Source organism: Pseudidiomarina tainanensis, from assembly GCF_900115255.1.
Classification (GTDB): domain Bacteria; phylum Pseudomonadota; class Gammaproteobacteria; order Enterobacterales; family Alteromonadaceae; genus Pseudidiomarina; species Pseudidiomarina tainanensis.
In genome coordinates this window covers 115,413-141,442 of the sequence record NZ_FOYU01000002.1, presented here as the reverse complement: position 1 = coordinate 141,442, position 26,030 = coordinate 115,413, and the positions used below count along the sequence as shown (strand labels likewise).

At 48.4% G+C, this 26,030-nt stretch carries 22 protein-coding genes; 12 read left to right on the top strand and 10 right to left on the bottom strand.

Annotated features, from left to right (window positions below; translation table 11 throughout):
* The first annotated feature begins 9 nt into the window (after positions 1-9).
* Together BM292_RS07550 and BM292_RS07545 are read left to right on the top strand one after the other, a co-directional pair.
* A complete protein-coding gene (locus tag BM292_RS07550; RefSeq protein ID WP_092857207.1) occupies positions 10-1,254 on the top strand; it encodes an APC family permease in 1,245 nt (414 codons plus the stop codon).
* 26 nt (positions 1,255-1,280) lie between these two features.
* Positions 1,281-3,923 (top strand): EAL domain-containing protein, encoded by a 2,643-nt coding sequence (locus tag BM292_RS07545; protein ID WP_218151675.1) that lies wholly within the window; start codon positions 1,281-1,283, stop codon positions 3,921-3,923.
* Here BM292_RS07545 and BM292_RS07540 read toward each other — a convergent pair.
* The 3 genes from BM292_RS07540 to BM292_RS07530 all read right to left on the bottom strand — a co-directional run bounded on the left by BM292_RS07540 (position 3,909) and on the right by BM292_RS07530 (position 6,363).
* Complete coding sequence (locus tag BM292_RS07540; protein ID WP_092857205.1) at positions 3,909-5,198, bottom strand: anti-phage deoxyguanosine triphosphatase; 1,290 nt, start codon at positions 5,196-5,198, stop codon at positions 3,909-3,911. The genes BM292_RS07545 and BM292_RS07540 overlap by 15 nt on opposite strands.
* On the bottom strand, positions 5,195-5,749 hold the full coding sequence (locus BM292_RS07535; protein WP_218151674.1) for a class I SAM-dependent methyltransferase: 555 nt from the start codon (positions 5,747-5,749) through the stop codon (positions 5,195-5,197). Before BM292_RS07535 ends, BM292_RS07540 begins: the two co-directional genes overlap by 4 nt.
* 128 nt (positions 5,750-5,877) lie before the next feature.
* The gene (locus tag BM292_RS07530; protein WP_092857201.1) at positions 5,878-6,363 is read right to left on the bottom strand and encodes a YajQ family cyclic di-GMP-binding protein; all 486 of its coding nucleotides are present in this window, start codon (positions 6,361-6,363) and stop codon (positions 5,878-5,880) included.
* A 175-nt stretch (positions 6,364-6,538) separates the two neighbouring features.
* Here BM292_RS07530 and BM292_RS07525 point away from each other — a divergent pair, with 175 nt between their 5' ends.
* The 4 genes from BM292_RS07525 to BM292_RS07510 all read left to right on the top strand — a co-directional run bounded on the left by BM292_RS07525 (position 6,539) and on the right by BM292_RS07510 (position 10,904).
* Complete coding sequence (locus tag BM292_RS07525; RefSeq protein WP_177203811.1) at positions 6,539-7,450, top strand: alpha/beta fold hydrolase; 912 nt, start codon at positions 6,539-6,541, stop codon at positions 7,448-7,450.
* Complete coding sequence (locus tag BM292_RS07520) at positions 7,441-8,484, top strand: hypothetical protein (protein WP_092857197.1); 1,044 nt, start codon at positions 7,441-7,443, stop codon at positions 8,482-8,484. The genes BM292_RS07525 and BM292_RS07520 overlap by 10 nt, the downstream gene beginning before the upstream one ends.
* A 77-nt stretch (positions 8,485-8,561) precedes the next feature.
* Positions 8,562-9,842: an O-acetylhomoserine aminocarboxypropyltransferase/cysteine synthase family protein gene (locus tag BM292_RS07515; protein ID WP_092857195.1), complete on the top strand. Its 1,281-nt coding sequence runs from the start codon at positions 8,562-8,564 to the stop codon at positions 9,840-9,842.
* A 207-nt stretch (positions 9,843-10,049) separates the two neighbouring features.
* On the top strand, positions 10,050-10,904 hold the full coding sequence (locus BM292_RS07510) for an alpha/beta hydrolase (RefSeq protein WP_177203810.1): 855 nt from the start codon (positions 10,050-10,052) through the stop codon (positions 10,902-10,904).
* On the opposite strand, the gene BM292_RS07505 is transcribed toward BM292_RS07510, so the two are convergent.
* From BM292_RS07505 to BM292_RS07490, 4 genes are all read right to left on the bottom strand, one after another.
* Positions 10,901-12,217, bottom strand: coding sequence for a DASH family cryptochrome (locus BM292_RS07505; RefSeq protein WP_092857191.1), 1,317 nt, complete (start codon positions 12,215-12,217; stop codon positions 10,901-10,903). The genes BM292_RS07510 and BM292_RS07505 overlap by 4 nt on opposite strands.
* 6 nt (positions 12,218-12,223) lie before the next feature.
* On the bottom strand, positions 12,224-13,327 hold the full coding sequence (locus BM292_RS07500) for an NADH:flavin oxidoreductase (protein WP_092857189.1): 1,104 nt from the start codon (positions 13,325-13,327) through the stop codon (positions 12,224-12,226).
* 73 nt (positions 13,328-13,400) lie between these two features.
* Positions 13,401-15,065, bottom strand: a complete 1,665-nt coding sequence (locus BM292_RS07495; RefSeq protein ID WP_092857187.1) for a M48 family metallopeptidase — start codon at positions 15,063-15,065, stop codon at positions 13,401-13,403.
* A gap of 26 nt (positions 15,066-15,091) precedes the next feature.
* Positions 15,092-15,685 carry a LemA family protein gene (locus tag BM292_RS07490; RefSeq protein WP_092857185.1) on the bottom strand — a complete coding sequence of 198 codons (594 nt, stop codon included), beginning with the start codon at positions 15,683-15,685 and terminating at the stop codon, positions 15,092-15,094.
* A gap of 81 nt (positions 15,686-15,766) precedes the next feature.
* Between BM292_RS07490 and gmk the strand changes: the two genes are divergently transcribed.
* Genes gmk through BM292_RS07470 form a run of 4 tightly spaced genes read left to right on the top strand, consistent with a single transcriptional unit; the run spans position 15,767 to position 19,246 of the window.
* Positions 15,767-16,408, top strand: coding sequence for a guanylate kinase (gene gmk, locus BM292_RS07485; protein ID WP_092857183.1), 642 nt, complete (start codon positions 15,767-15,769; stop codon positions 16,406-16,408).
* A 44-nt stretch (positions 16,409-16,452) separates the two neighbouring features.
* Positions 16,453-16,728, top strand: coding sequence for a DNA-directed RNA polymerase subunit omega (gene rpoZ / locus BM292_RS07480; protein ID WP_092857181.1), 276 nt, complete (start codon positions 16,453-16,455; stop codon positions 16,726-16,728).
* Positions 16,729-16,733: 5 nt separating this feature from the next.
* Positions 16,734-18,851 (top strand): bifunctional GTP diphosphokinase/guanosine-3',5'-bis pyrophosphate 3'-pyrophosphohydrolase, encoded by a 2,118-nt coding sequence (spoT, locus tag BM292_RS07475; RefSeq protein ID WP_092857179.1) that lies wholly within the window; start codon positions 16,734-16,736, stop codon positions 18,849-18,851.
* A gap of 2 nt (positions 18,852-18,853) precedes the next feature.
* Positions 18,854-19,246, top strand: coding sequence for a deaminase RidA (locus BM292_RS07470; protein ID WP_092857177.1), 393 nt, complete (start codon positions 18,854-18,856; stop codon positions 19,244-19,246).
* On the opposite strand, the gene BM292_RS07465 is transcribed toward BM292_RS07470, so the two are convergent.
* Positions 19,243-20,568 (bottom strand): Na+/H+ antiporter NhaC family protein, encoded by a 1,326-nt coding sequence (locus BM292_RS07465; RefSeq protein WP_092857175.1) that lies wholly within the window; start codon positions 20,566-20,568, stop codon positions 19,243-19,245. The genes BM292_RS07470 and BM292_RS07465 overlap by 4 nt on opposite strands.
* 130 nt (positions 20,569-20,698) lie before the next feature.
* On the opposite strand from BM292_RS07465, the gene BM292_RS07460 reads away from it, so the two are divergent.
* Both BM292_RS07460 and BM292_RS07455 read left to right on the top strand, forming a co-directional pair.
* Positions 20,699-22,222: a carbon-nitrogen hydrolase family protein gene (locus BM292_RS07460; protein ID WP_092857173.1), complete on the top strand. Its 1,524-nt coding sequence runs from the start codon at positions 20,699-20,701 to the stop codon at positions 22,220-22,222.
* Positions 22,223-22,255: 33 nt separating this feature from the next.
* The gene (locus BM292_RS07455) at positions 22,256-23,905 is read left to right on the top strand and encodes a fatty acid--CoA ligase (RefSeq protein ID WP_092857171.1); all 1,650 of its coding nucleotides are present in this window, start codon (positions 22,256-22,258) and stop codon (positions 23,903-23,905) included.
* Positions 23,906-23,970: 65 nt separating this feature from the next.
* On the opposite strand, the gene BM292_RS07450 is transcribed toward BM292_RS07455, so the two are convergent.
* On the bottom strand, positions 23,971-25,263 hold the full coding sequence (locus BM292_RS07450; RefSeq protein WP_092857169.1) for a M20 family metallopeptidase: 1,293 nt from the start codon (positions 25,261-25,263) through the stop codon (positions 23,971-23,973).
* 99 nt (positions 25,264-25,362) lie between these two features.
* On the bottom strand, positions 25,363-26,001 hold the full coding sequence (locus BM292_RS07445) for a TIGR01621 family pseudouridine synthase (protein ID WP_092857167.1): 639 nt from the start codon (positions 25,999-26,001) through the stop codon (positions 25,363-25,365).
* Between the last annotated feature and the right edge of the window lie 29 nt (positions 26,002-26,030).

The window sequence follows — 26,030 nt, the reverse complement described above, 5'->3', positions numbered from 1 at the left end:
GGGTAAACCATGAATCAACCACAGCAACAATTGGTGCGTAGTACATCACTTGGGGGAGCCATTTTACTCGGGCTCGGTTCAATTATTGGTACTGGTGCGTTTGTGAGTATTGGTTTCGGCGTTGAATTGGCCGGCTCATGGATAATCTGGGCATTGCTGATTGCCGCCGCCGTTGCAACGTTTAATGGTTTATCTAGCGCGCAACTGGCTGCAATCCACCCCGTAAGTGGCGGAACTTATGAGTATGGTTATCAGTTTTTAAATCGGCAACTTGGTTTTACCGCGGGCTGGCTGTTTGTGCTCGCGAAAAGTGCCAGTGCTGCTACGGCGGCATTAGCGGTTGGTGTTGCGCTTCAAAACTGGCTTGCCGGCCCTAGTTGGTTGGTGCAAGTGATTGCTGGTGTAACCTTACTGATATTCACGGTGTTGGTATTAGGCGGCCTACGCCGTTCGAATCGTGCCAATGCCATATTAGTTGCGCTAGCAATTGGTGCGTTGCTGGTATTCGTGGCAGTAAGCGCCAACAGGCCGATGCCTGAGGTGGGGATTGCAGACGAGCCAACTTGGCGAAGCCTTCTGGCGAGCGCTGGTTTATTATTTGTGGCGTACACCGGCTACGGACGCATTGCGACCATGGGTGAGGAAGTTCAAAACCCGCGCCATGTGATACCTCGCGCTATTCTCGCCACCGTAGTTGTTGTCACGCTGTTGTATGCGTTGATTGGTTGGGGAATTTTGCATTACTTGCCGCTTACCAGCAGTGGCGATTTCGTATTATCAAATTTACTGCCATCTGGTGTATGGCGACAACTGGTAGCCGTTGGTGCCGTGATAGCCATGTGTGGCGTCATTTTGAATCTTATTTTAGGAGTTTCGCGGGTGGTGTTAGCGATGGCGCGCCGCGGTGACTTACCGAAACAATGGTCGCAGTTGAATCAGCAACGCACGTCTGCACCAACAGCGGTATGGGTCACGTTTATTGTGATGTTACTGGTTGTGATCAGCGGCGATTTGAAGATAGCTTGGTCGTTTAGTGCGTTTACCGTTTTAGTGTATTACAGCATTACCAACTTGGCTGCATTAAGAGTCAAAGCTGAGGAGCGCTTCGTGCCACGTTGGATTTCTGTTTTAGGATTAATAAGTTGTTTGTCGTTAGCGGCATTTATTGAGTTGCAAATATTGTATGTTGGGCTCATATTGATAGGTGTCGGTCTTATTTGGCATGCCTTTCGCGCAAGTCACCGCTCGGATTAGCATCACAGCATTAAGGAAATAATTGGGTGGAGCATTATTCAGGCGGAATTATTATAGGGCTGGCGCTAGTGCTTTTCGTTGCGCTATTTTTTGCCTTATTTTTTTGGCGCCGCGCCCGCAACCAAACAAAACATCTGCAAGCCTTTATCGACGCTGAATACGATACGTTAAACTCGCTCGCACAAGACCATCCATTAGCCGACAAGCTCGCCGATATTTGCGAGCTGGTAGAAACTCAAATTCCAGACTGTTTTGCATCCGTGATGATGGTGAACACGCAAAGAACAGCACTTGATGCCGTTGCGGTAAAATCACTTCCACCTGAATTCACCAAAGCCCTTCAGAATTTGCCAATAGCTGAAGGCGTTGGTGCCTGCGGTACGGCTGCTGCGTTAAAACAACCTGTTGTGGTTGAAGATATGTTAATTGATCCGCGCTTTGAAGTTTTCTTGGCGCTGATTGACCAATACAAATTACGCGCAGCTTGGTCATTTCCGGTATTTTCACCAACAGATAGACGCTTATTGGGTACGTTTGCGTTGTATTCGACTCAGGCGCGAATCCCAGATGCAGAAGAAGCGCGTTTAATTGAGCGTAGTCGCGATCTTATTTCACTGGTGATTGCTCAGCATCAAGATCGCGTCGAACGCCTTCGCAGTGAACAGCAAACTGCATCGTTATTTGAACATAATCCAGACGCAGTATTCACACTTGATCTCGATGGCTTTTTTACCAGCGTTAATCAGGCTGGAGAAAAGCTCATTGATCTCCCTATCGAGCAAGTGATTGGGCGTCATTACGAGGCATGTTTAGTCGAAGAAGATCATGCCCTTATGCGTCGGCATTTCGAAGCCGCCAAAGAAGGTGAGCCACAGCACTACCAAGTGAGAATTTTAAACAGTCGGGGCGTTTTAAAGAAACTGGAATTAACGAATATCCCGATGATTGTTGATGGCAAAATCACGGGTGTTCACGGTATCGCGAAAGACATTACGCAACAAAGTGAATACGAAGAGCGTCTACAAATATTCAATCGCAGTGTGGAAGCGAGTACGAATGGTGTTGTGATCAGTGATGCTCGTCGTCCAGGCTTTCCAATTATTTATATTAATCCGGCATTTAGTGATATCAGCGGTTATCAACCCGAAGAAATGATCGGACGCAATTGCCGTATTTTACAGGGGGCAGATACTGACCCCAACACCGTTCGAGAAATTTCGGCAGCGCTGCGAGAACAAAGTGAAATTCGCTGCGTGATTCGCAACTATCGTAAAGACGGTAAACCGTTTTGGAATGAGTTAATTATTTCGCCGGTGCGGGATGTTAATCATGAAGTGAGCCATTTTGTCGGCCTACAAAACGATATTTCTGAACGCGTTGAACGCGAAGCTGAGTTGGCATATAACGCCGAGCATGATGTGTTAACGGGCTTACCGAATCGCACTGCGTTAGAGCGATTTTTACAACGTTCGGTGGCAAATAATAGCGCGCGAGTATATGTCCTATTTATCGACTTAGATGGCTTCAAGCCAGTGAACGATAGCCTTGGGCATGAGTGCGGTGACCACATTCTGGTACAAACGGCAAAACGTTTGAGCAGTGTGATGCCGAAGCACGACTTACTCGCACGTTTTGGTGGCGATGAATTCGTCGCAGTTATTCAAAGTGTCCAAACGGACGAAGGCGTGATTCCTATTGCCCGTAAAATATTGGAAACCTTTGACGCACCATTTGCTTATGATGATGCCGAAGTCAGTTTATCCGCGGCCATCGGTATCGCAAGTAGCGAAATAGCGGTGAAGAATCCAAATGAGCTCATTCAACATGCTGATGTTGCCATGTACGAAGCCAAGCGCCGTGGTAGTGGCACTTATCAGTGGTTTTCACCTGACTTGGATCTTGATACGCAGCAGCAAATTACCTTGCGAGCACAACTCCAAGAAGCCATTCAAAAAGCTCAATTTGAAGTGTTCTATCAACCCATAGTCTCGCGTAGCGGCGGAATTGTTGGCGTTGAAGCCTTGGTTCGTTGGGCGCACCCTGAGCGCGGTTATATTTCGCCTGCTGATTTTATTCCACTGGCCGAGCGTACTGGACAAATCGTTGCGATTGGTAATTGGGTACTTGAACAAGCCTGCAAAGACTTGGCGACATTGCGTGAATCCGGTGTTGCTCAAGTCAGCGTGAATTTTTCGCCGATGCAGTTTTACCGTGATGATTTCATTGAGACCGTTGCCGGTTTGATAAAGAAATACGCGATTAAGCCAAATCAATTGGTCGCGGAAATTACTGAGAACGTGTTGCTACGAGATTCGGCAGGGGCACTGCGCATGATGGCTGAATTACGCGAACTGGGTCTTGAGATAGCTCTTGATGACTTTGGCACCGGGTTCGCCAGCTTAAGCTACTTGAATGTGATTCCCGCTCAAAAATTGAAAATCGACCGTTGCTTCGTTCAGGACATCGATAGCAACTCACGCAATGCAGCAATTACCCGCGGTATGTTAACCATGGCCGCTGAGCTTGGTATTGAAGTAGTTGGCGAGGGTGTCGAAACCGAAGCAGAGCGCGATTATCTCACGCGCTATGCCTGCGACTTCATGCAAGGTTATCTATTCTGTAAACCGTTGCCGCTGAGCGATTTATTAACGTGGCTAGACCACAAATAAATTGCGGTACATACGTTCAGCATAATCATCAGTCATACCGGCAACGTAATCACACAGTATGCGATCGGCTGCTTGCTGCCCTTGTTCCGCCGATGCCTTTTGCCACCGTTCACGCGTATTGCGCGGTAATAAGCGCAGCGGCTCGGTGTGCAGCGCAGTGAACAAATCAAGCAACATATTCTGACTACGATACCGTAACTGTTGAATCGATGGCTCGTTAATGACGTGTTCAAACACCACATCTTTTAGACTTTTCAGCAAGTAAGCTTCGGCATCAGGTAGCGTCGCATTATATCGAATCAATGGTTCATCAGCTTCGGGCAGAACCTCTTCCAGCCGAACCTGGGTTACAAAAATATTCACCAATGAGCCAATGGCATTCTTGCGTTGGTGATGTTCGCGGGCGAACAGCTGCTCGCCGAGCTCTTGCATCAGCTGCGCTAGCTCAGTTGGCAATTGGTCAATCACTTTATCGACATGCGCATGCCATTGGCTCTCGCTAAGCGTACCGGTTACCACAGCATCTTCTAAATCGTGAACGCCATAAGCAATATCGTCGGCCAACTCCATGAGTGACGCATCCAGAGCCTTATGTTTGGATTTTTGCCACGGTGCTTCAGCGAGTTTATCGACCGCTTGAAACAATTCACGGTCAGCAGTAGACAGTGGCTCAAGCACCCAATCGAGTAGATCAGAATCACAGGCGAAGAGCGCTTTTGCCGGCTTCCATTTTGCTAAGCTGCCTGGGTGTGAAATATTTTTCGGCACCTCAAGTGCTGGCATCAACACCGGATACTTTAATAAACCCAACAGTGAACGGCGAGTTAAGTCCATTCCGTGTTCAGGATGATAGGCCTCTAGTTTACCGACAATTCGAAACGTTTGGCCGTTGCCTTCAAAGCCACCAGAGCCCAGCATTTTAAAGTGCAATGCGGCTTCGCCACCGTGGCCAAATGGCGGATGGCCAATGTCGTGCGCTAGGCACAACGTTTCCATGAGATTTAAGTCAGGCAGATACTGTGCTTCGTGCTCGGCACAAACTTGCTGGAGCTGATTGATCAGCGAAGCACCAATTTGCGCTGCCTCTAGGCTATGAGTGAGTCGGGTTCGATAAAAGTCGTTTTCACCGACGTTCATGATTTGAGTTTTCGATTGTAATCGTCGGAATGCTGCAGAGTGCAACACGCGCGCACGATCCCGTTGCCATGGTGTGCGTAAATCGCCCGGTCTATTTGATGGGCCGCCCGAGCGGCGTTGCTGCCAATGCGAGGTCATGCGTTGCTATCCTTAGTTGCTACTTGAGGTTTCTTAAAAATTACCACATCACGTGGGTAAATAGTCAGCTCTAAGCCAAACTTTGTGGCTAAATATACAAAAGTTTGTTCATGAAAAAAGCTGACGTGCGTTGGGTCATTACGATAACCCCAGCCGGGGAAGCGGTCGGTTGACGTCCAGCGCTGTGTCATGACGCCGAGTAATCCGCCAGTTTTAAGGCAATTGAGTAACTGTTGGAACCCCTCGAGAGGTTTCGCGACATGCTCGATGACTTCACTGCACACGACAAAATCGTAAGTGACGGCTAACCGCTCCGGCACGTTGTCGTAATAGATGTCATACGTTTGGCAGGTTAAGCCGGCTTCGTTAAACATACAGCTTAAAGCGGGGCCGGGGCCGCTCCCAAAATCGAGGCCTGTTGCAGAGGCCGGCAAACGTTCACGCATCGGTTCAAACAGGCGCCGCAAAAACTCGCGATAACGGGAATCGTTAGGGTCATTCTGGTGCAGATCGTAAATATACTTTTCTGCCGCGTTATCAAGATGAAACACGGGCGGAACATGAATCAACTGGCATTGATGACAACGATAATATTCACGTTGCGAAAGGGGACCTCGCTGCTGTGTATACAACAACGAGGTTGTAGAAGCGCGGCATAACGGACAGGCCGGCATGCTAATTAATCGCGGAAATTCTCGAACTGCAGTGGTAATTCGATATCCGAGCTGCGTAACATCGCGATTGTTTGTTGCAAGTCATCGCGCTTTTTGCCGGTTACGCGCACTTTGTCACCTTGAATCGATGATTGAACTTTCAGTTTGCTCTCTTTAATTTTTTTGGTGATATCTTTGGCAAGCGGCTGATCAATACCTTGCTTGAAAGTGAGCGCCAAGCTGTAGGTTTTACCGCTGTGGGTCGGCTCATCTGGAATGTCGATACCCGCTAAGCTGATATTACGCTTAGCGCAGTGATTGTTGAAAATGTCTTGTAACTGACGCACTTGGAAGTCAGATTCTGACGTTAACGTTACAGTTAAATCATTGAGTTCGATGGTTGCTTCAACACCACGAAAATCAAATCGCGTGGTCAATTCGCGGGTAGCATTGTCGACAGCATTTTTTAATTCAACTTTATCGATTTCAGAAACAATATCAAAACTTGGCATGTTCGCATCACCTTATGTAGCGTGTCTTGTCAGTAGGTATAGCGCGATTATCGCAAGAACCCAACGCTTATACAAAAAACATTTAGACATCTAAACGTCTATATTGATATTCAATACAAAAGCCGCTACATTAGGCGGCATCTTAATTCATCGTTTGTTGCAAAAGGTAATGCTGATGACAGCCAGCTCTTCGTTTCTTATTGAAACGCATCAATGCCCAGTGCCGGGTGGGGCTATTTATATCAACGCGTTAGGTCGCGGCCCATTGGTGTTAGTACTAGGTGGTATTTCGGGTGATCGACAAGCAATAACCAATGCTGCAGATGGCTGGTGGCAAGGCTTAGCGCAAGCCGTTGATCCGAATCAATTTACAGTAGTTACGGTTGATTATGCCGGTGGTAACGGTGAATCTGAAGTTGCAGCGGTGCCACAAACGATTGCTGAACAAGCGAGCTATATCAGTACCGCATTACTGGAGCTCGGCTGGGTCGATTTCCATGCGGTTGTTGGCGGGTCATACGGTGGTCTGGTGGCATTAGAGTTAGCTCAAGATAAGCAACTGAATTTTGACCGTGTTGCGGTGATTGGCGCGGCGCATCGTCCGACCGCACAGGCGGTCATGTTACGGGCGTTACAACGAGAATTTGTGCGTCTTGGCGATGCCGCTGGACAACCTGAACGCGGTACACAGCTGGCACGTGCGTTGGCGATGTTGAGCTACCGTAGTGCCGAGGGCATGGATCAATATTATCCCGACCCGCAAGATGCGGTGAATTATATCGAAAGCCGCGGATTACGTACGGTGCAACGCTCATTGCCGCGAGCGCGACAATTGTTTGAAGTGTTCGGCCCCGCGCTCGATAGTTATCGTATTGAGCCCTATCATATTGAGCAACCGACGCTCCTGATTGGATTTGACAGCGATCAATTGGTCCCGCCAAGCTTACTTGAAATATTTCATGGGCAACTGCCCGACGGGCGTGGCTGTCATATTTTTCCGTCGACTTATGGTCATGACGGTTTCATCAAAAATACCGCTGATTATGCACCGGTATTGAAGCAGTTTTTGGAGTCATCATGGCGTTAGCAGTGATTGTTGTTGGCTTAGGAACCATCGGTAAAACTTGGTTAAATGATTATGCCGCGCGTTTGCCGGACAATGTCTTTGTGCACGCCGCAGCGAATTCGAAACGATTGTGGCGCTGGCCGTTACCCAGTGATTGGCAGCAACAGACCGTATCGATGCAGGTGCAATCGGCGGTGGTCGCAGAAATTAGTAAGCTATGTGACTCAGGCCATAGCGTTGCGGTGTTGGATCTCACTGCCTCGAAAGAGGTCAGTCGTAATTACCTCCCTTGGATAGAAGCCGGTGCTCACATCATCAGTGCCAATAAATATGCTGGCTCGAGTCATCCGGAATATTATCAACAGCTTCGCGATGCGCTAGAGCACCATCAGCGATATTGGTTATATAACACCACCGTTGGTGCCGGCTTACCGATTCAAAAAGCGATTCGGGAGCGACTAGATTGCTATGACGCGATAACCGCAATGGAAGGGAACTTTTCTGGTTCATTATCGTGGATATTCCAGCAATATCGGCCCGGTGACAAACTATCCGAATGGCTATGCAAAGCCGCCGACATCGGCTACACCGAACCCGATCCACGTATTGATTTAAGTGGTATGGACGTCGCTCGTAAGCTACTGATTTTGGCTCGAGATGCCGGTTGGTCGCTGCAGTTAGCCGATGTCACCTTGCACAACCTAGTACCGACGGCACTACAACAGATTCCGGTAGCGTCGTTTTGGCAACAACTCGATGAGTTTGACCAGGCATTTGAACATTGGCGCTTACAGCATTATCCAACCGCCCAGCAGTTCTGCTATATCGGCCACGTGCAAGCGATGCCTGACGGAAGTGTGAAAGCAACAGCACAGTTGCAGCCGATTGGTAGCGACTCGCCCTATGCGCATTTACCGCCAGGTAATGCCAATTTTATTATTCGAAGCCGCCAATACCAACAGAATCCCTTGGTTATACAAGGCCCTGGAGCTGGGCCCGAAGTAACGGCTGCCGGTGTTCAGAGCGATATCTTGGAACTGCTGAAACTTCTGTAAAAAATAACTTGCAGGTTGGCGTCATTTAATTATTATGGACGTCTAAACGTATAAACATCTATTTAATTGAGGCTGATATGACTGCGAATTACCATCCAGCAACGCTAGCAATTCATCATGGCTATGACACGGATCCAACCACCAAGTCAGTTGCTGTACCGATTTATCAGACTGCTGCATATGCATTTGATAGTGCCCAGCACGGCGCTGATTTATTCGATTTAGCCGTGCCTGGTAATATTTATTCACGTATCATGAATCCAACCAATGATGTGCTCGAGCAACGTGTAGCAGCCCTTGAAGGGGGTATAGCCGGGTTGGCGGTAGCCTCTGGTATGGCTGCCATTCATTACACGCTGCTGACTTTAGCGAAGCACGGTGACAACATTGTCACCACCCCACAAATCTATGGCGGCACCTATACATTATTTGCCCACCAGTTGCCCGCGCTTGGCATTGATGTGCGCTTTGCTGAAGATGACAGCCCCGAAGCGCTTGAGCGACTCATTGATGCCAATACCAAAGCGCTTTATTGCGAAAGTATTGGTAACCCTGCTGGCAATATCGCGGATATTCCTCGCTTTGCAGCAATTGCGAATAAACATGGTGTACCGCTGGTGGTTGATAACACGGTAGCGACGCCTATTCTGTGCCAACCCATCGCACTTGGGGCGCACATTGTTGTGCATTCATTAACCAAATATATCGGCGGGCATGGCACAACTATCGGTGGCATCATTGTTGACGGTGGTAACTTTGATTGGGTGAAGCATGCTGAGAAGTTCGCGCAGTTTTCTCAACCCGAGCCGGCCTATCATGGCGTGGTGTATAACGAAGCATTTGAAGCAGCGGCGTTTATTGCACGAGCTCGCACCGTTGCGTTACGCAACACTGGTGCGGCTTTATCGCCGTTTAATGCCTTTTTAATCTTACAGGGGCTCGAAACACTTGAGTTACGTATTGAACGCCACTGTGAGAATGCGAAGAAAGTGGTCGAGTATCTTCAACAACACCCGCAAGTTGCATGGGTAAATTATGCGGGAACCCCAGAACACCCGAACTACGCGCTTGCGCAGCAGATTATTAAAGGTGGCCTACCGGCCTCGTTGCTCACTTTTGGTGTGAAAGGTGGCTATGAAGCTGGCGTTCGATTCTATGACAAGCTGAAGCTATTCAAGCGGTTAGTGAACATCGGTGATGCAAAATCACTTGCATGTCATCCGGCATCGACTACCCATCGGCAGTTATCCGCAGATGAACAGGTTAAGGTCGGCGTGAAGCCGGAAGCTATCCGTTTATGTGTGGGTATCGAGCACGTTGACGACATCATCGCGGATCTTGCGCAAGCTTTGGCGTAAATAACGAAACGTAAAGACTGTTGGCGTTACGTTAAGAAGTGATATTATCGGGGGCTTATGTCAAATGTCAGATAAACATGTTGAGGATCCCCGATGTATCGCAAGCTGTGTTTTGGACTAGTTGCTGTAGCTCTGCTGCAAGGGTGCGCTACGTATGTAGAGCACAAATTGTCGAATCGTGTTGAGCCGATCGGGATCCCGGCTAACATGCCTGAGCTTATTGTCGAGCTTGGTGGTGAACAACGTCAGTTTTGCATGCCATATCTTGGCGGCTGTACGGAATACTTGTATGCGGCACCTATAACCGACTCTGATTCACGTGTTTTTGAGTTCACTGCAGTGGGCGAAACACAGACGCAAGAATACAAATTAACCCTCAACCGTCAGCAAATTCCAGAAGCACGTCGTGGCACCATGATCATGCTGCATGGTTACGGTGGCTCAAAAGAAACCATGTTTTTCTTAGCCGATTACTATCGCTTCCTCGGGTTTCATGTTGTGATTCCCGACTTGAAAGGTCATGGTGGTTCAACACATGAACAACCAGGGTTTGCGGTTGATGATGTCGAAATGATTACTACGCTAATTAATTCGTTACCGGCACGCGAGCGCCCGCACCCTTTATTCATCACAGGTTTTTCCATGGGCGCATTAGCGGCTGTACATGTGGCTCGTCAGCGCAACGATATCAGTGGTTTGGTGTTACTGGCACCAATGCGTCAGTTTGAGGACGCAGTGTACGAGGTGAGTAAAATCACTCATGAGCAAACCAGCAAAATCGTATCTGAAGAGTCAATTCGTGAGGGTGTGAAAAATACCTTGATGAAACGAAATATTGACCCAGCGTCGCTTGATTTGCATCAAGTGCTACCACCGGTAAAGGTACCTACATTGATTCTTGCCAGTAACGTCGATTCGGTTGCGCCATTTGAATACTTTAAGCCGCTGGAATCACGCTATGTCACGGTACGAGAAATTCCGGAACGCCACCATTTCTTGATGGCAATTATGGATCCTAAAATGCACGAGCATGTGTATCCGTGGTTGCAACGCCGCCGTTAACTTATGGGCCAATCAGCGGCATCAATATGATCAAGTTGGCCGTCAAAAGAATCGCCGTGCCAACGTTGAATAAATTCGCCTTGTGGATCATACATCGCGGTTTGCTTAGTTAAGTCAAACCAGCGATGCCCGCGCGGGTCGGCACCCACACCAGCTAAGTATTGCCAATTGCCCCAGTTGGCTGCAACTTCATAATCAATCAATTGTTGTTCGAAATAAGCTGCACCATAGCGCCAATCCAAACCGAGTTCGTGGACAAAGCAACTGGCAACAAGCTGGCGTCCCCGATTAGACATATACCCCGTTGCATTGAGTTGATTCATGCATGCGTTAACGATCGGATACGGTGTGTTGCCTTGGCACCACTTTTGAAAGCGTGAGGCGTAAAAGCTTGTTGGTGGGCGGCGTTGTTGAATGCCGTCGGCCGCGAACAACTTTTTGTCGTGATAAGCGGCATACCAATGAAAGTACTCACGCCAGAGCAACTCAAAGAAAATCCAATAGGTACTCTCATTAGCCCCTTTTTCTTGTTCATGTGTGGTTAGCGCTGTAAGAATTTGGCGTGGTGAAACAGCACCAAAAGCCAACCACGGCGAGAACTTGGTTGAATCAGACCAATTATCTAAAGCGTTTCGAGTTTGCTTATAGGTTTGGGCATGTGGTCCAGCGAAGTAATCGCGAACGTGATTCATGCCGGCCTGGGTACCGCCGACAAAAATACTGTCAGTTGTCGGCAACACTAACGTTGGCCAACTCAGTGACGCAGGCGGTGGCGGTAACTGTAAGGGTGCTGCCAATGGTTCTTTGATAGTGGCACGGCGCTGCGAACTCTCAATATACTTTCGAAATTTCGAGAAGCTATCAGGTATCTGATCAATCACCTCGGGAATTTGTTCACGTTCAAACAAGGTATTGCTGTCAGTTTGCACATAATCCAAAAATGGATAGCGCTCGCGCACAATATCGAAGTATTGGCGCTCATAGCTGCCGCAATGATGGCTACGGTAAATCACATCGATACCGAACTGACCGATAAGTTTGGCAACGGCAGCCAGAGGCGATTCGTAGCTTACATATAAGCGCTGGCCAAGTTGCGCAAGTTGTTGGTCGAGATCAACGAGTGTTTGTTGCAGAAATCGCCAACGGTTTTCACCCATACTGCGCAAGCCATAGCGGTTGGGGCGAAACCATTTCGGATTCACACAGTACAAGCAAATGAGTTGTTGGCATTCTTGTTGCGCAAGGTGCAGCAACGGGTGGTCGGCAACCCGCAGGTCATTCTCAAACCAAATGAGTCCCACCCGATGCTTCATCAGAACTTACACCAACTCTTTCAGCGAGGCCTTGCTGAACGCTTTAATTTCGTCTTCTTTGCCATCACGCATTTTTTGTAGCCAGTACGGATCTTGCAATAACGCACGGCCGACGGCGATAAGCTCAAACTCATGGTTGCCCATGCGTTTGACTAACTCGTCAATGCCGGATTTTTCTACTGCTGGTTTATCTGAGGCAAAGGTGCCGCTTATAAAATCTTCGGTTAAACCAACACTGCCGACTGAAATGGTCGGTTTTCCGGTTAGTTTCTGCGTCCAGCCGGCAAGGTTTAAATCGGAACCTTCGAACTCAGGCTCCCAAAAGCGTCGCGTTGAAGCGTGGAAAACATCAACACCAGCAGCAACGAGTAAATCGAGAAGCTGCTTGAGCTGTTCAGGAGTTTCCGCAAGTTTGGCCTCGTAAGCTTGCTGTTTCCACTGCGAAAAACGAAAGACAATTGCGAAATCCTCACCAACTGCGGCGCGAACGGCTTTGACAATTTCGCAGGCAAAGCGAGCACGATTTTCCAGCGAACCGCCATATTCGTCGTCACGAATATTGGTCCCTTCCCACAAGAACTGATCAATCAAATAGCCGTGGGCACCATGAATTTCTACGCCATCAAACCCAGCTTCTTTCGATTGCTTGGCTGACTCGGCAAATGCTTGAATCACATCGTTGATGTCATCCTTGGTCATGGCGACACCACTTGGTTTGCCGGGTCCAAATAAACCTGATGGGCTATAGGCCGGTGCGGCATCATCAGTTTCTGGTTTACGTACGGCTCCCACGTGCCACAATTGTGGAATAATTTGGCCACCAGCGGCATGTACAGCATCAACGACGCGGCGCCAACCAGTCATCGCTTCACCATAAATTTTCGGTACGTTCGGGAAGCCGCTGGCACCCGGGTGATTGATTTCTACACCTTCGGTAATAATTAAGCCAATCTCACCTTCAGCACGACGTTGATAATATTTCACAACAGCTTCGTTCGGAACGTTACCGGGCGAAAAACTGCGGGTCATTGGCGCCATCGCAACACGATTGCGAAGCTGAAGAGATTTGCATGAGAAAGGTTGCAATAAAGGGGATAAATCCGTCGACATGATAACTCCTTAAATCAGTCTGGTACGGGGAATACGCATGTGCCGACGAAATCGATCGCGCGACTTATACAAATTATGCAAAATTTGACGATGCAGAATTCGTCAGCATCTCATCCGGTAGTGGCTCTTCGATACAAGCACACAGCGTGGCGACTAATTTGCGTTCGGTATCCGAGATATGTTGGTCAGAAGTCACTGTTTCAACCCATTTTTGTACTAAAGGTTGTTTTGCTTTTGGTGACCAGCTCTTGCAGGTGTTTAAAGCCTGCTCAAGTTGTACCAAATTCAACGGTTGTTGTGCTTCGGCACGTTTAAGCGCAACCACTGTTGCCGCAAATGCTTCAGCATTATCTAATTTCACCTTGAAGCGTTTCGATTCGATTAATTGCCGCGCTAACAATTGATACAAGCACCAGTGAAATAAATCATTGCTGTGTTCAAGCTGCTCAAGATCGCGCAACAGCCCGAGTCGGTCTGAATCTTTGGCAACCCGTAGCGCTGGAATCGCAAGCTCAACCAACGCCAGTTGCTGCGCTGCATTGAGTGTTTCTAATTGGGGTTGCTCTTCGCCAAGCAATTTACCCACTAACATATCGCGAATAAATTGCGGTGCTTGTTGTGGTGAACGCACCCGCTCTAGCAGTAACGCCGGTAACGCCAGCATCGCCAAGCGATTCAAAGCCGTTGGTTGTGGCTGACTGGCTTGCTGCTCCGCCACCGATTGCACCATGGCCTTTTTCGGTTTTGGATAGCGCCCATTCCAATTCGGCTGAATTCGCTTAATACGTTTATCTAACGGCGGGTGTGTTGCCATGAGGGTAAACCACGAGCTTAATGCTTGGCCGAAAAATAAGTGTGCGGTTTCATCGGCATTGGCGTGACCAATCTTACTTCCGTACTCGCGGGCACCGATTTGTTGTAGGGCGCCGGATAAGGCCTCCGGATTACGGGTAAACTGCACAGCGGCAGCATCAGCGAGATATTCGCGTTGACGACTCACGGCTGCTTTGATGATGTTGCCGAAGAATACGCCAATATAGCCAATAATGAACAAGGCCAAGCCGATAAGTGGTAGTGCATTGCCGTTGCCACGGCGTCGCGATGTACTAAAGCGCGCTGAGTGCAAAAACATTCGTCCGACATGTGCAATCAGCAAAATCCCTGCAAGCGCGGCGATTAAACGAATATTCAAGCGCATGTCGCCGTTGAGAATGTGGCTAAACTCATGTGCAACAACGGCCTGAAGTTGCTCGCGCGAAAAGGTTTCAACCGCACCGCGGGTTAAGCCAATCACGGCGTCTTTACTTTCATATCCTGCCGCGAATGCGTTGATATTCGCTTCGTTGGGCAACAAATAAACCGCCGGCACGGGCATATTGGCAGCGATAGCCATTTCTTCAACAACGTTAAGAATTCGGCGCTCCAGCGGGTCAGTACTATTCGGTTCAATGCGCACGCCACCTAAGCTTTCAGCAACCACGTGCCCGCCGGGCTTCAAGCTCAACCACTTCACTAACATTGCCGTGAGAATACCGCCACCAACAATCAGCACCACCCAAGCAATGGGTTGCCAACTAAACTGATAATCTCCGTTTTGTTGCACTGCAATACCACCAAAGACAGCGGCGGTTACGACGGCAACAAAGCCAATGATTAGGGTGAACGCGAGAAAAAACAGCACCACCAGCAGGCCTGTATTGCGTTTAGCCTGCTGCTGATGTTCGAAGAAATTAACCATCGTAATCTTCCAGCGAGTGACACAAATTAAAAGTTAACTTTTGGCGCAGCCTGTATTTCCGCGCTATCAGCAAACTCCAATAAGTTGGCATCTTTGCTATGACCAAAGAAGCTCGCAAACATCACCGGTGGGAATGATTGACGATAGGTATTGTAAGTCATCACCGCATCGTTAAATGCTTGGCGAGAAAACGCGACGCGATTTTCTGTGCTGGTGAGTTCTTCACTTACCTGCATCATGTTTTGATTCGCTTTTAAATCAGGGTAGGCTTCCATCACCACGTTCAAACGGCCTAGCGCACTGCCTAAGGCTGATTCGGCGCCACCGAGTTGCTGCATCGCGCCGGCATTGGTTGGATCTTTGGCCGCTTGTGGTAACGCTGCGGCAGCTTGATTACGCGCCGAAATCACGGCCTCGAGTGTTTCGCGCTCGTGGCTGAGATAAGCTTTTGCGGTTTCAACAAGATTCGGTATCAAGTCGTAACGCCGCTTGAGTTGCACTTCTATTTGCGCAAAGGCATTTTCAAATTGATTCTTTAAACGTACGAGTTTGTTGTAAATACCAATCAGGTACACCAACAGTAATACTGCAACAATGATAATAATCCATCCGGTTGTCATCTCAGCTCTCCGCTCTAGTTATTTTACTATGCAACATGCTATGCTTTGCCGTTATTAGCAAGCCGATCAATGTAAGTATTCATGACAACACCAATCGCCACCGGCAATTTATTTATTTTGGCTGCACCAAGCGGTGCAGGTAAATCCAGTTTAATCCGTGCTTTGCTCGCGCGCCACACTGAAGAGAGTATGCAGGTGTCTGTGTCGTGCACCACTCGAGCACCGCGGCCGGGTGAAATTGATGGTGTGCACTATCATTTCCTGACTGAAACCCAGTTCAAAGAAAAAATCGACAAAAATGATTTTTATGAATGGGCACATGTTTTCGGTAATTATTACGGCACGTCGCGAAGTTACATTGAACAAACCTTGGCGCAAGGCATTGACGTGTTTTTGGATATTGATTGGCAGGGAGCACGACAAGTGCGTGAGGCCCACCCACAGGCGCAATCTATTTTCATTGTACCGCCAAGCCTTGAAATACTTGAAGAACGCTTGCGTAGTCGTGGCCAAGATAGTGACGAAGTGATTCGTTCACGCATGGAAAAAGCGCATGCAGAAATGTCGCATTATCATGAGTTTGATTACTTGCTGGTCAATGATAAATTTGACCAAACGTTGGCACAATTAGAGCATATTGTGTTTGCACAACGCCTTAAGGTAGCATTACAACAAGTGCGGCATGCCGCTAAACTCAAAGATCTCTTGGCGAATGGCGGGTAAATCCGTATAATTCCTGACCCGTTTTGCACATAGTTGGAGTAAACATGGCTCGCGTAACCGTAGAAGATGCTGTTGACCGTATTGGCAACCGATTCGATTTAGTGCTTGTAGCAGCACGTCGTGCCCGTCAATTGGCAACCCAAGGCAAAGATGCATTGGTTCCTTGGAAAAACAATGAAAAATCAACCGTCGTCGCTTTACGCGAAATTGAAGGCGGTCATATCGACGCCAAACGTTTAGACGCTGAAGAGCGTACTGAAATGGCGCAGAAAGATGCTGAAGAAATGGCAGCGGTTGACGCAATTCGTGGGCTTGAGTAAATCGGGTGTATTTGTTTGAAGGCCTCAGGCAACAGTTAGCTGAGTATTTACCACCAGAGCAGGTGGAGCAAGCTTCTGCGGCCTTCAAATTAGCTGCTGATGGGCACAAACATCAGAAACGCCATAGTGGCGAACCCTACATTACCCATCCTGTTGCAGTAGCCGGCTTGCTGGCCGACATGCGGCTTGATCATGAAACGATCATGGCGGCATTGCTACACGACGTCATTGAAGACACCCAATATACCCAAGAAGATCTCGCAGAGCAGTTTGGCGCCACCGTCGCTGAACTAGTCGAAGGCGTCTCCAAACTCGACAAGCTTAAGTTTGATTCCAAAGAAGAACTGCAAACTGAAAACTATCGCAAAATGATCATGGCGATGGTGCAGGATATTCGTGTCATTTTGATCAAATTAGCTGACCGTACGCACAATATGCGCACGATTAGTCATTTACGCCCCGATAAAAAGCGCCGCATTGCGCGTGAAACCTTAGAAATTTATGCGCCACTTGCCCATCGTTTAGGTATTCACGATATCAAGAACGAGTTGGAATTATTGGGTTTCCACGCTTTACATCCGTGGCGCGCCAAATTACTCGAATCTGAAGTGAAAAAGGCCCGCGGTAATCGTCGTGAGCTGGTTGAGCGCGTGCAAACGGAAATCGAAAAACGACTCAAGGATGTCGGGATAAAGGCACGTGTGCTCGGACGTGAAAAGCACTTGTATAGCATCTACCAAAAGATGAAACACAAGGAGCTGAAGTTCGAACAAGTCATGGACATTTATGCGTTTCGCGTCATTGTCGATGAGCTGGACACGTGTTACCGCGTCTTAGGCGCATTGCATAATCTCTATAAACCGATTGAAACGCGCTTCAAAGATTACATCGCCATTCCCAAGTCGAATGGCTATCAGTCGTTGCACACTAGTTTAAAAGGTCCACACGGGATTCCGGTTGAAGTACAGATTCGTACTGAAGAGATGAACCTGATGGCTGACCGCGGTGTTGCCGCGCACTGGTTATATAAAACCGATGAAAGTACTGGCACCACTGCGCAAGTACGCGCCCGCCGCTGGATGCAAAGCCTATTAGAATTACAGCAAAGTACAGGTAACGCTTTCGAGTTTATCGAAAACGTGAAGTCGGAATTATTCCCTGAAGAGATTTATGTCTTCACGCCAGAAGGCCGCATTATTGAATTGCCGCAGGGGGCCACGCCAGTAGATTTCGCCTATGCTGTGCATACAGATATCGGCAATACCTGCATTGGCGCACGCGTGAATCATAAGGTGTCATCATTGTCGAAGCCGCTCGAAACCGGGCAAACGGTTGAGATTAAAACAGCGCCAGGTTCGCGTCCGAACATTGCTTGGTTGAATTTTGCTGTTACCGGTAAGGCGCGTGCGAAGATTCGTCAGTACTTGAAAGGGCAAGAGACACGTGAAGCGGAGCAGTTAGGTGAGCGTTTGTTGCGTGCTGCACTCGGGCCAATCAATTATGACGACATTCCAAAAGCGGATTTCACCCGTGTGTTAAAAGAAGTCAAAGTTACCGATTTACCGTCGTTATTAAGGGAAATTGGTTTGGGCAACATGATGTCGATAGCAATCGCTAAACGTCTATTGGGTGAACTTTCGCAGTTAAAAGACGAACAAGACACCGCCGTTCAACCGAAAACGACATTAGCAATTCGTGGTGCTGAAGGGTTATTGGTGAGTTTTGCGAAATGTTGCCGACCGATACCAGGCGATGACATTATTGCCCACGTGAGCCCAGGCAAGGGGCTTGTGGTACACCGCAAAGAATGTAAGAACGTGCGCGGCTATGAAGAAGAGCCGGGCCGCTATTTCCCAGTGCAATGGGAAGGCAATACCGAAGCCGAGTTTACCACTGAAGTGCGGGTTGAGATTGAAAATCATCAAGGTGCACTCGCCAAACTGACCGCATCGATTTCAGCCACTGGATGTAATATCCACGGTCTGAAGACGGAAGAACTCGACGCCAATATTTATTATATTGATATCGCACTTAGTGTGCGTGATAGGAAACAACTCGCCGATGTGATTCGCCACATCCGGAAGATGCCGAATGTGCAGCGAGTTTGGCGCTTAAGGAAGTAAACATGTCAAAAGTCATCATTAGTACAGAAAAAGCACCCGCTGCCATTGGTACCTACTCACAAGCGGTGAAGATTGGTACGACGGTTTATTTGTCAGGTCAAATCCCACTGGTGCCAGAAACCATGGAATTTGTCAGTGAAGAGTTTCGTGCGCAAGCCGTGCAAGTATTCAAAAACTTGAGTGCGGTTTGTGAAGCCGCTGGCGGCGAGTTGCAGGACATGGTCAAGGTTCAGATTTATTTGACCGACTTGGGTAACTTCCCAATCGTGAACGAGGTAATGGCTGAATTTTTCGAAACGCCATACCCTGCGCGCGCCGCTATCGGCGTGAAAGCCTTACCGAAGGGCGCGCAAATTGAGATTGATGGCGTGATGGAGTTGCCAAGCACCAATTAAGCAGTCACCCCACTGGCGCGAGCTTCCAATGGCTTGCGCCAGATGATCATGCCGATTGATACCGCCCCAAGAATAAAGCAGTAACCTGTGTGAATACTCACATCCAACGGCGATAAGCCAAAACTTGCACCCATCAATAATGCTTGGGCGCCGTAGGGCAGAGCTCCTTGCACCACGCAAGCAAAGATATCCAGCAAACTTGCGCTTTGGCGTGGGGCTAAATTACCTTCTTCTGCGAGGCGTTTACTGACTTCACCAGAGAGCAAAATCGTCACGGTATTGTTGGCAACGGCGAAGTTCGTTAGTCCAGTTAATGCAGCGACACCAAACGCGGCGCGCTGTTGTTTATGTTTAAACAATCGGCTCGTGATACTACTGACGGTGTTCGCAAGAAACTGTAAGCCACCTTGTTGCCGAATCAGCGCCGATAAGCCGCCAATCAATAGCGACAGCAAGAAGATTTCTTGCATGCTGGTGAAGCCTTCGTAGATATCTTTGCTAAAGGCGACCCATTCATAACCAACGGTGACCATACCAAAGGCGGCGGCAAGAATAATCCCCAGGGTAAGCACGGCGAAAACGTTTAAACCCAGCACAGCTAACACAATAATGAAGAAGTACGGCAGGCTCAGCCATAAGTTCGCATCGGGAATCTTAGGTGGTACAGCACCGGTGTCATAGGTGAACAACCAAATGAGCGTAATAGCTGCTGCCGGCAAGGCTATTTTCAAATTCGCTTTGAATTTATCGCTCATTTCACAGCCTTGAGTGCGCGTCGCCGCAATAGTGGTATCAGAGATAAATGACAAATTATCACCAAACATAGCACCACTAACTAACACCCCTGCCAGTAACGCTAAATCTATTTCTGCGGCCTGACCTAAACCCAGCGCAACCGGTGCCAGCGCAGCGAGGGTACCCATTGAGGTGCCCATAGCAGTTGAAACAACCGCGGCAATAATAAATAAACCAGGCAGCAAGAATTGTGGTGGGATGACATTTAAGCCAAGCGCAACCATAGCGTCGACACCGCCAGTAGCTGCAGCGACGGTTGAGAAGGCGCCGGCTAATAAATAAATCATACACATGGTGACGATGTTGCGTTCGCCAACACCCGATACAAAGGTATCAATACGTGCGTCAAATGCCTGCTTGCTTAGCAGTACACCAAGAACAATGGCGGGCAGTATGGCGACTGGGCTGGCGAGTTGATAAAACGCATAATCGACACCTGACAGTTGGAAGTAGATCCCGGTGCCAAGGAACAGCGTAAGAAATAAACCAAGCGGCAAAAGCGCCTTGGCACTGGCTGGCTGTGTCATAAAAATCCTTGCTTCAGTTATGTTGTTATTTAGACGTCCAGAAGTTTATATGTCTTATCTTGACGTTGCAAGCATCGCGTAGAACGCTTACCTTTAATTCAAGTTGTACACAGAACCACAAAGGATGTCTATGAGCCCGGATGAACTTCACTTACAGTTACGTAATTTGCGCAAAGACGATTACCCGCAATTAAAAGTCTTGATGGATAAGGTCTATCCCGATATTGGTGGCGCTTGGGGTGAACATACGATTTTAAAGCTGGTGCAAGAATTTCCAGAGGGTCAGATTTGCCTTGAGGACAATGGGCAGTTAGTTGGCGTAGCATTAACCGTCAAAGTAAAGTACGCCCGTTTTAGTAACCCGCACACCTATGATGATTTGATGGATGCGCGTGAAAATATTCTGAACGACCGCAAAGGCGATGCGATTTATGGTCTTGATGTGCTAATCCACCCAGACTATCGCGGTTATCGCTTGGGACGCCGCTTATATGATGCGCGTAAAGAGCTTTGTCGGCAATCGAACCTGAAAGCGATTCTGGCTGGCGGGCGTATTGTTAATTTCCACAAGTACGCTGATGAAATGACGCCAGGCCAATACATTGAGGCCGTGCACCGCCGCGAAATCTACGACCCAATTCTAACGTTCCAATTAGCGAATGATTTCACTGTTAAACGGCTATTAGGTAAATATTTGCCGGAAGATAAACGTTCGGTTGGTTTTGCGACGTTACTTGAGTGGAATAACTTTTTATACGAGCCGTCAGATAATATTCTCGGGTCGCGCATCCGTAACGTACGAATTGGCGCCGTACAATGGCAAATGCGTGAAATTGACTCCGTGGAGGAAATGCTTCGCCAAGTGGAGTACTTCGTTGATGCGATTTCGAGTTACCAAAGTGACTTCGCAGTATTTCCAGAGTTTTTCAATGCGCCGTTGATGGGGCTCACCGACCAAAGCCAACAAAAGGATGCCATTCGATTCCTTGCCGGATTCACCGAACGTTTCAAACGCGAAATGTCGCAAATGGCGGTCAGTTACAACGTTAATATTATTACCGGTTCCATGCCAATTAATGAAGACGACGTGATCTATAACGTTTCTTACCTCTGTCGTCGCGATGGCACCGTTGAAGAACAACGCAAGATTCATGTTACACCGCACGAAAAACGTGACTGGGTTATCGAGGGAGGTGATCAAGTTCGCGTGTTTGATACCGATGCCGGTAAAGTTGGCATTCTCATTTGCTACGATGTCGAATTTCCAGAACTTGGCCGCTTAATGGCCGACGAAGGGTTAGAAATTCTCTTCGTGCCGTTTTGGACCGATACACGCAATGCGTACTTGCGTGTTCGCCACTGTGCCCAAGCCCGGGCGGTCGAAAACGAATGCTATGTGGTGACCTGCGGTAGTGTCGGGAACTTGCCGCAAGTTGAAAGCTTAGACGTACAGTATGCGCAGTCGGCGGTTTTCTCGCCCTCTGACTTTGCTTTCCCATACGATGCCATCTTGGCGGAAACCACGCCAAATACCGAACAGCTCATTTTTTCTGATCTGAATTTAGATGAATTGCGATATTTACATCACGAAGGTTCGGTGACTAATTTAAAAGATCGCCGTACCGATATTTATGAAGTCACCCGTAAGTGGTAACAATTAAAAAATACAGAACAACAAGGAATCTTTATGCCGGTAAAATTACTAAAACCAACCGAAGAGGCATATCAATATCCTCTGCTGATTAAGCAGTTGCTGCTCTCGAGTCAACGCTATGGCGGCGACAACGAAATTGTGGGTGGCAACAATGGCAAGCGTTACAGCTATCAGGAATTTAATGAGCGTGTTTGTCGACTTGCGAATGTGCTCACCGAAGCTGGTGTTAAGGCTGGTGATGTAGTGGCTGTACTGGATTGGGATACGCCACGTTATCTTGAATGCTTCTTTGCGATTCCAATGATTGGTGCCGTATTGCACACGGTCAACGTGCGCTTAGCGCCGGAACAGATTGTCTACACCATGAACCATGCTGAAGACAAAGTAGTGCTGGCGCATGATGATTTTCTGCCGCTTTTAGCAAAAGTGAAACACGAGTTAATGACGGTTGAAAAGTACATTCAGTTGAGTGACTCCGATACCCCGCCTGATGCCCCTCTAAGCACGGTCGGTGAGTATGAAGAGCTGATGCGCGGTGCGTTACCAGACTACGACTTTCCTGATTTTGACGAGAACGCCATCGCCACCACTTTTTACACCACAGGCACGACCGGCAATCCGAAAGGGGTTTACTTTTCGCATCGTCAACTCGTGCTACACACCATGGCACTTGCGGCAACCACGTCAATGAATGACAACATGCAACTGATGCAGGCATCCAGCGTGTATATGCCAATTACACCCATGTTCCACGTGCATGCATGGGGCGTACCCTATGTCGCCACCATGATGGGCTTAAAGCAGGTTTATCCGGGACGTTATGAACCAGCGACCCTGTTGAAGCTATTTGTCACCGAAAAAGTCACGTTCTCACACTGTGTACCGACCATATTACAAATGGTGCTGAGCAGTGAAAAAGCGAAAGCGATTGATTTTAGCGGTTGGCAAGTGCTGATTGGCGGCAGTGCTCTAACAGCTGGCCTTGCCAGTGCAGCGCTCGAGCGTGGCATTCAGATTTACACTGGCTACGGCATGTCCGAAACCTGCCCGCTGTTGAGCACGACTTGGATGCCGCTGAATGCGGACGAATTTAGCCATGAGCAACAAGTGGCGGAGCGTATCAAAACCGGTCGTCCGGTGCCGTTTGTGAATATGCGGATTATTGATAGTAACGGTCGCTTCTTGCCGCATGATGGTGAAGCCATGGGCGAGGTGGTCGTGCGCACACCGTGGTTAACGCAAGGTTATTTAAACGAGCCGGAAAAGAGCCAAGAACTTTGGGCAAACGGCTGGATGCATACCGGCGATGTTGGCACCATTGATAGTACCTATACCTTGCAGATTCGTGATCGCATCAAAGATGTGATTAAAACCGGCGGGGAGTGGGTTTCCTCGCTAGATATTGAGAACCTAATTAGTAAGCATCCAGATATCGAGCTCGCTGCGGTAATTGGCTTACCGGATGAGGAATGGGGCGAACGCCCGCATGCTATTGTTACCGCACGCGCTGGCGCCAACGTCGATCGCGAAGCGGTGGTTGCACACATGCAGCAATATATCGATGAAGGCTTAATCGAGAAATGGTACGTGCCCGACACCGTGAAAGTGGTGGAAGAAATTCCGCGTACGAGTGTTGGCAAAATTGATAAAAAAGTGATTCGCGAGATGCTCAAAGTGCAGTAACTGAAACCTCGAATCGAAAAAGGCCCAATCTTGGGCCTTTTTTATGCTTCTAATTTCTAGCGTTATTAGTTCAGCTTAGCGTAATCGAACACCCAGTTTACATACAGCTCGGTGCCTGTTTTCAGAGCATCTTCGTCGGCATAGAAATACGGTGAGTGGTTACTTGGCGCTTCTGCCGGATTCTGTCCCTCTGGGGTAATACCCAAAAACACAAACAAACCAGGTACTTCAAGTGCATAAAACGAAAAGTCTTCAGCACCGGTTACCAACGCATTGACTTTGACATTATCTGCACCGGCCACGCGTTGCATGGTTGGCAACATTTTACGCGTTAACTCTGGGTCATTAATCGTTACCGGATAACCTTCGTCGATATGCACGTGCGCTTCAGCGCCGCTGGCTTTGGCTGTGTGCTCTGCCGTCGCTTTCAAATTTTCAAAAATCTGTGCGCGGTTATCCATATCAAAGTTACGAATGGTCCCTTCCAAGTAAACTTCATCAGGAATGATGTTGTTACGCACACCACCTTCGACAATACCGAAGCTTACGACAGCTGGCGCTTTGGTGATATCAACCTGGCGCGACACAATGCTTTGCGTATTGCTGATGATTTGACCCGCGGCAACAATTGGGTCAACGCCGCCCCATGGACGTGAACCATGAGTTTGACGACCCTTCACGTTAATTTCGAAGCGATCTGACGATGCCATTAATGGGCCTTCGCGGTAGCCAATTTCGCCTGTGTTACCGGCCGACCACACGTGAATACCAAATACCGCTTCTGGCTGATATTGCTTAAACAGACCTTCTTTGAGCATTAACTCAGCGCCGCCTTCTTCACCAGCTGGCGCGCCTTCTTCCGCTGGTTGGAAGATAAATACAACGTTACCAGCTAGTTGGTCGCGCATTGCTGTGAGCTTTTCAGCCGCACCCATCAACATTGCCACGTGCAAATCATGACCGCATGCGTGCATGACGCCAACTTCTTTGCCGCGATATTCAGATACTGCTTTTGAAGCGAACGGAACGTCGGTTAGTTCGGTAACAGGCAGTGCATCCATATCAGCGCGCAGTGCAATCGTTGGACCCGGTTTGGCACCTTTTAAAAGGCCGACCACACCGGTGTGCGCAACGCCCGTTTGAACTTCTAAACCAAGTTCTTTCAAGTGTTCTGTGATGACTTTTGCGGTGCGAAACTCGCGGTTACTTAATTCCGGATGTTGGTGTAAGTCACGACGCCATTCAATGACCTTCTGTTCAAGATCGGCACCAATTTTAACGGGCTGCTGAGCCTGCGCTGCACCAGTAAAGGAACCAAGCGCTGTGACTAACGCTAAACTTAATAGACTGTGTTTCATGGCAACTACCTTTGGGTTAAAAAACAAACATGAAATGAGTATGCCGTTTTTAATTAGCCTTTGCCAACCACAACTATGGTCGTACAGCTTAGGAAATGGTCAAAACGTCTCGATCATTTCCGGCAGGTCAGCAAAGTGCTCATAGCTCGGCCACGATACTGTGATATCAAAGTGTTCGCCGTTGTGTTCAAATTGTAATTTCCAAGCGTGCAAATGCAGATGTTTGGCAACCTCACCGCCATAACGGTCATCGCCACAAATAGGTACGCCGATACTTTTCAAAGCGACGCGCAGTTGATGGGTTCGGCCAGTGATGGGTTTGAGCACGTAATATCGATAGCCGGGCTTAAGGGAGTAACTCATAAAGCGCGTCTGTGCGGGATTGTCCTGACTGTGTAACAAGCGCCAATTACCACGACGAACTTTATCCATATCACCACTAATCAAGCCCTGCTTTTTCTTCGGTTTGCCGGCGCTAATCGCAATATAAAACTTTTGCATTTTACGCTCCGCAAAAAGCCCGCTAAGAGCCGCGGCAGCGCTGTGATTTCTGGCAATGAGTAAGGCGCCAGAAGTTGGTGTATCTAAACGGTGTACGGGCCATAACGTTTCGCCAAGCTGCTCACTGAGTTGATGTACCACGCCAAGTTCATTATCGTTGGCATGCATCGGCGCGCCGGAAGGCTTATCCAGCACATAAAAATCAGGATGGCGAAATACTATGGATAACTCTCGCATGCCGTTATACTTGCCTCAGTTTTAAATAA

What these genes read in the sequence shown, in the direction of transcription:
- BM292_RS07550 (WP_092857207.1), top strand. Translation starts at nt 10, where the DNA reads ATGAATCAACCACAGCAACAATTGGTGCGTAGTACATCACTTGGGGGA.
- BM292_RS07540 (WP_092857205.1), bottom strand. Translation starts at nt 5,198, where the DNA reads ATGACCTCGCATTGGCAGCAACGCCGCTCGGGCGGCCCATCAAATAGA.
- BM292_RS07530 (WP_092857201.1), bottom strand. Translation starts at nt 6,363, where the DNA reads ATGCCAAGTTTTGATATTGTTTCTGAAATCGATAAAGTTGAATTAAAA.
- BM292_RS07525 (WP_177203811.1), top strand. Translation starts at nt 6,539, where the DNA reads ATGACAGCCAGCTCTTCGTTTCTTATTGAAACGCATCAATGCCCAGTG.
- BM292_RS07520 (WP_092857197.1), top strand. Translation starts at nt 7,441, where the DNA reads ATGGCGTTAGCAGTGATTGTTGTTGGCTTAGGAACCATCGGTAAAACT.
- BM292_RS07515 (WP_092857195.1), top strand. Translation starts at nt 8,562, where the DNA reads ATGACTGCGAATTACCATCCAGCAACGCTAGCAATTCATCATGGCTAT.
- BM292_RS07510 (WP_177203810.1), top strand. Translation starts at nt 10,050, where the DNA reads ATGCCTGAGCTTATTGTCGAGCTTGGTGGTGAACAACGTCAGTTTTGC.
- BM292_RS07505 (WP_092857191.1), bottom strand. Translation starts at nt 12,217, where the DNA reads ATGAAGCATCGGGTGGGACTCATTTGGTTTGAGAATGACCTGCGGGTT.
- BM292_RS07500 (WP_092857189.1), bottom strand. Translation starts at nt 13,327, where the DNA reads ATGTCGACGGATTTATCCCCTTTATTGCAACCTTTCTCATGCAAATCT.
- BM292_RS07495 (WP_092857187.1), bottom strand. Translation starts at nt 15,065, where the DNA reads ATGGTTAATTTCTTCGAACATCAGCAGCAGGCTAAACGCAATACAGGC.
- BM292_RS07490 (WP_092857185.1), bottom strand. Translation starts at nt 15,685, where the DNA reads ATGACAACCGGATGGATTATTATCATTGTTGCAGTATTACTGTTGGTG.
- gmk (WP_092857183.1), top strand. Translation starts at nt 15,767, where the DNA reads ATGACAACACCAATCGCCACCGGCAATTTATTTATTTTGGCTGCACCA.
- rpoZ (WP_092857181.1), top strand. Translation starts at nt 16,453, where the DNA reads ATGGCTCGCGTAACCGTAGAAGATGCTGTTGACCGTATTGGCAACCGA.
- BM292_RS07470 (WP_092857177.1), top strand. Translation starts at nt 18,854, where the DNA reads ATGTCAAAAGTCATCATTAGTACAGAAAAAGCACCCGCTGCCATTGGT.
- BM292_RS07465 (WP_092857175.1), bottom strand. Translation starts at nt 20,568, where the DNA reads ATGACACAGCCAGCCAGTGCCAAGGCGCTTTTGCCGCTTGGTTTATTT.
- BM292_RS07460 (WP_092857173.1), top strand. Translation starts at nt 20,699, where the DNA reads ATGAGCCCGGATGAACTTCACTTACAGTTACGTAATTTGCGCAAAGAC.
- BM292_RS07455 (WP_092857171.1), top strand. Translation starts at nt 22,256, where the DNA reads ATGCCGGTAAAATTACTAAAACCAACCGAAGAGGCATATCAATATCCT.
- BM292_RS07450 (WP_092857169.1), bottom strand. Translation starts at nt 25,263, where the DNA reads ATGAAACACAGTCTATTAAGTTTAGCGTTAGTCACAGCGCTTGGTTCC.
- BM292_RS07445 (WP_092857167.1), bottom strand. Translation starts at nt 26,001, where the DNA reads ATGCGAGAGTTATCCATAGTATTTCGCCATCCTGATTTTTATGTGCTG.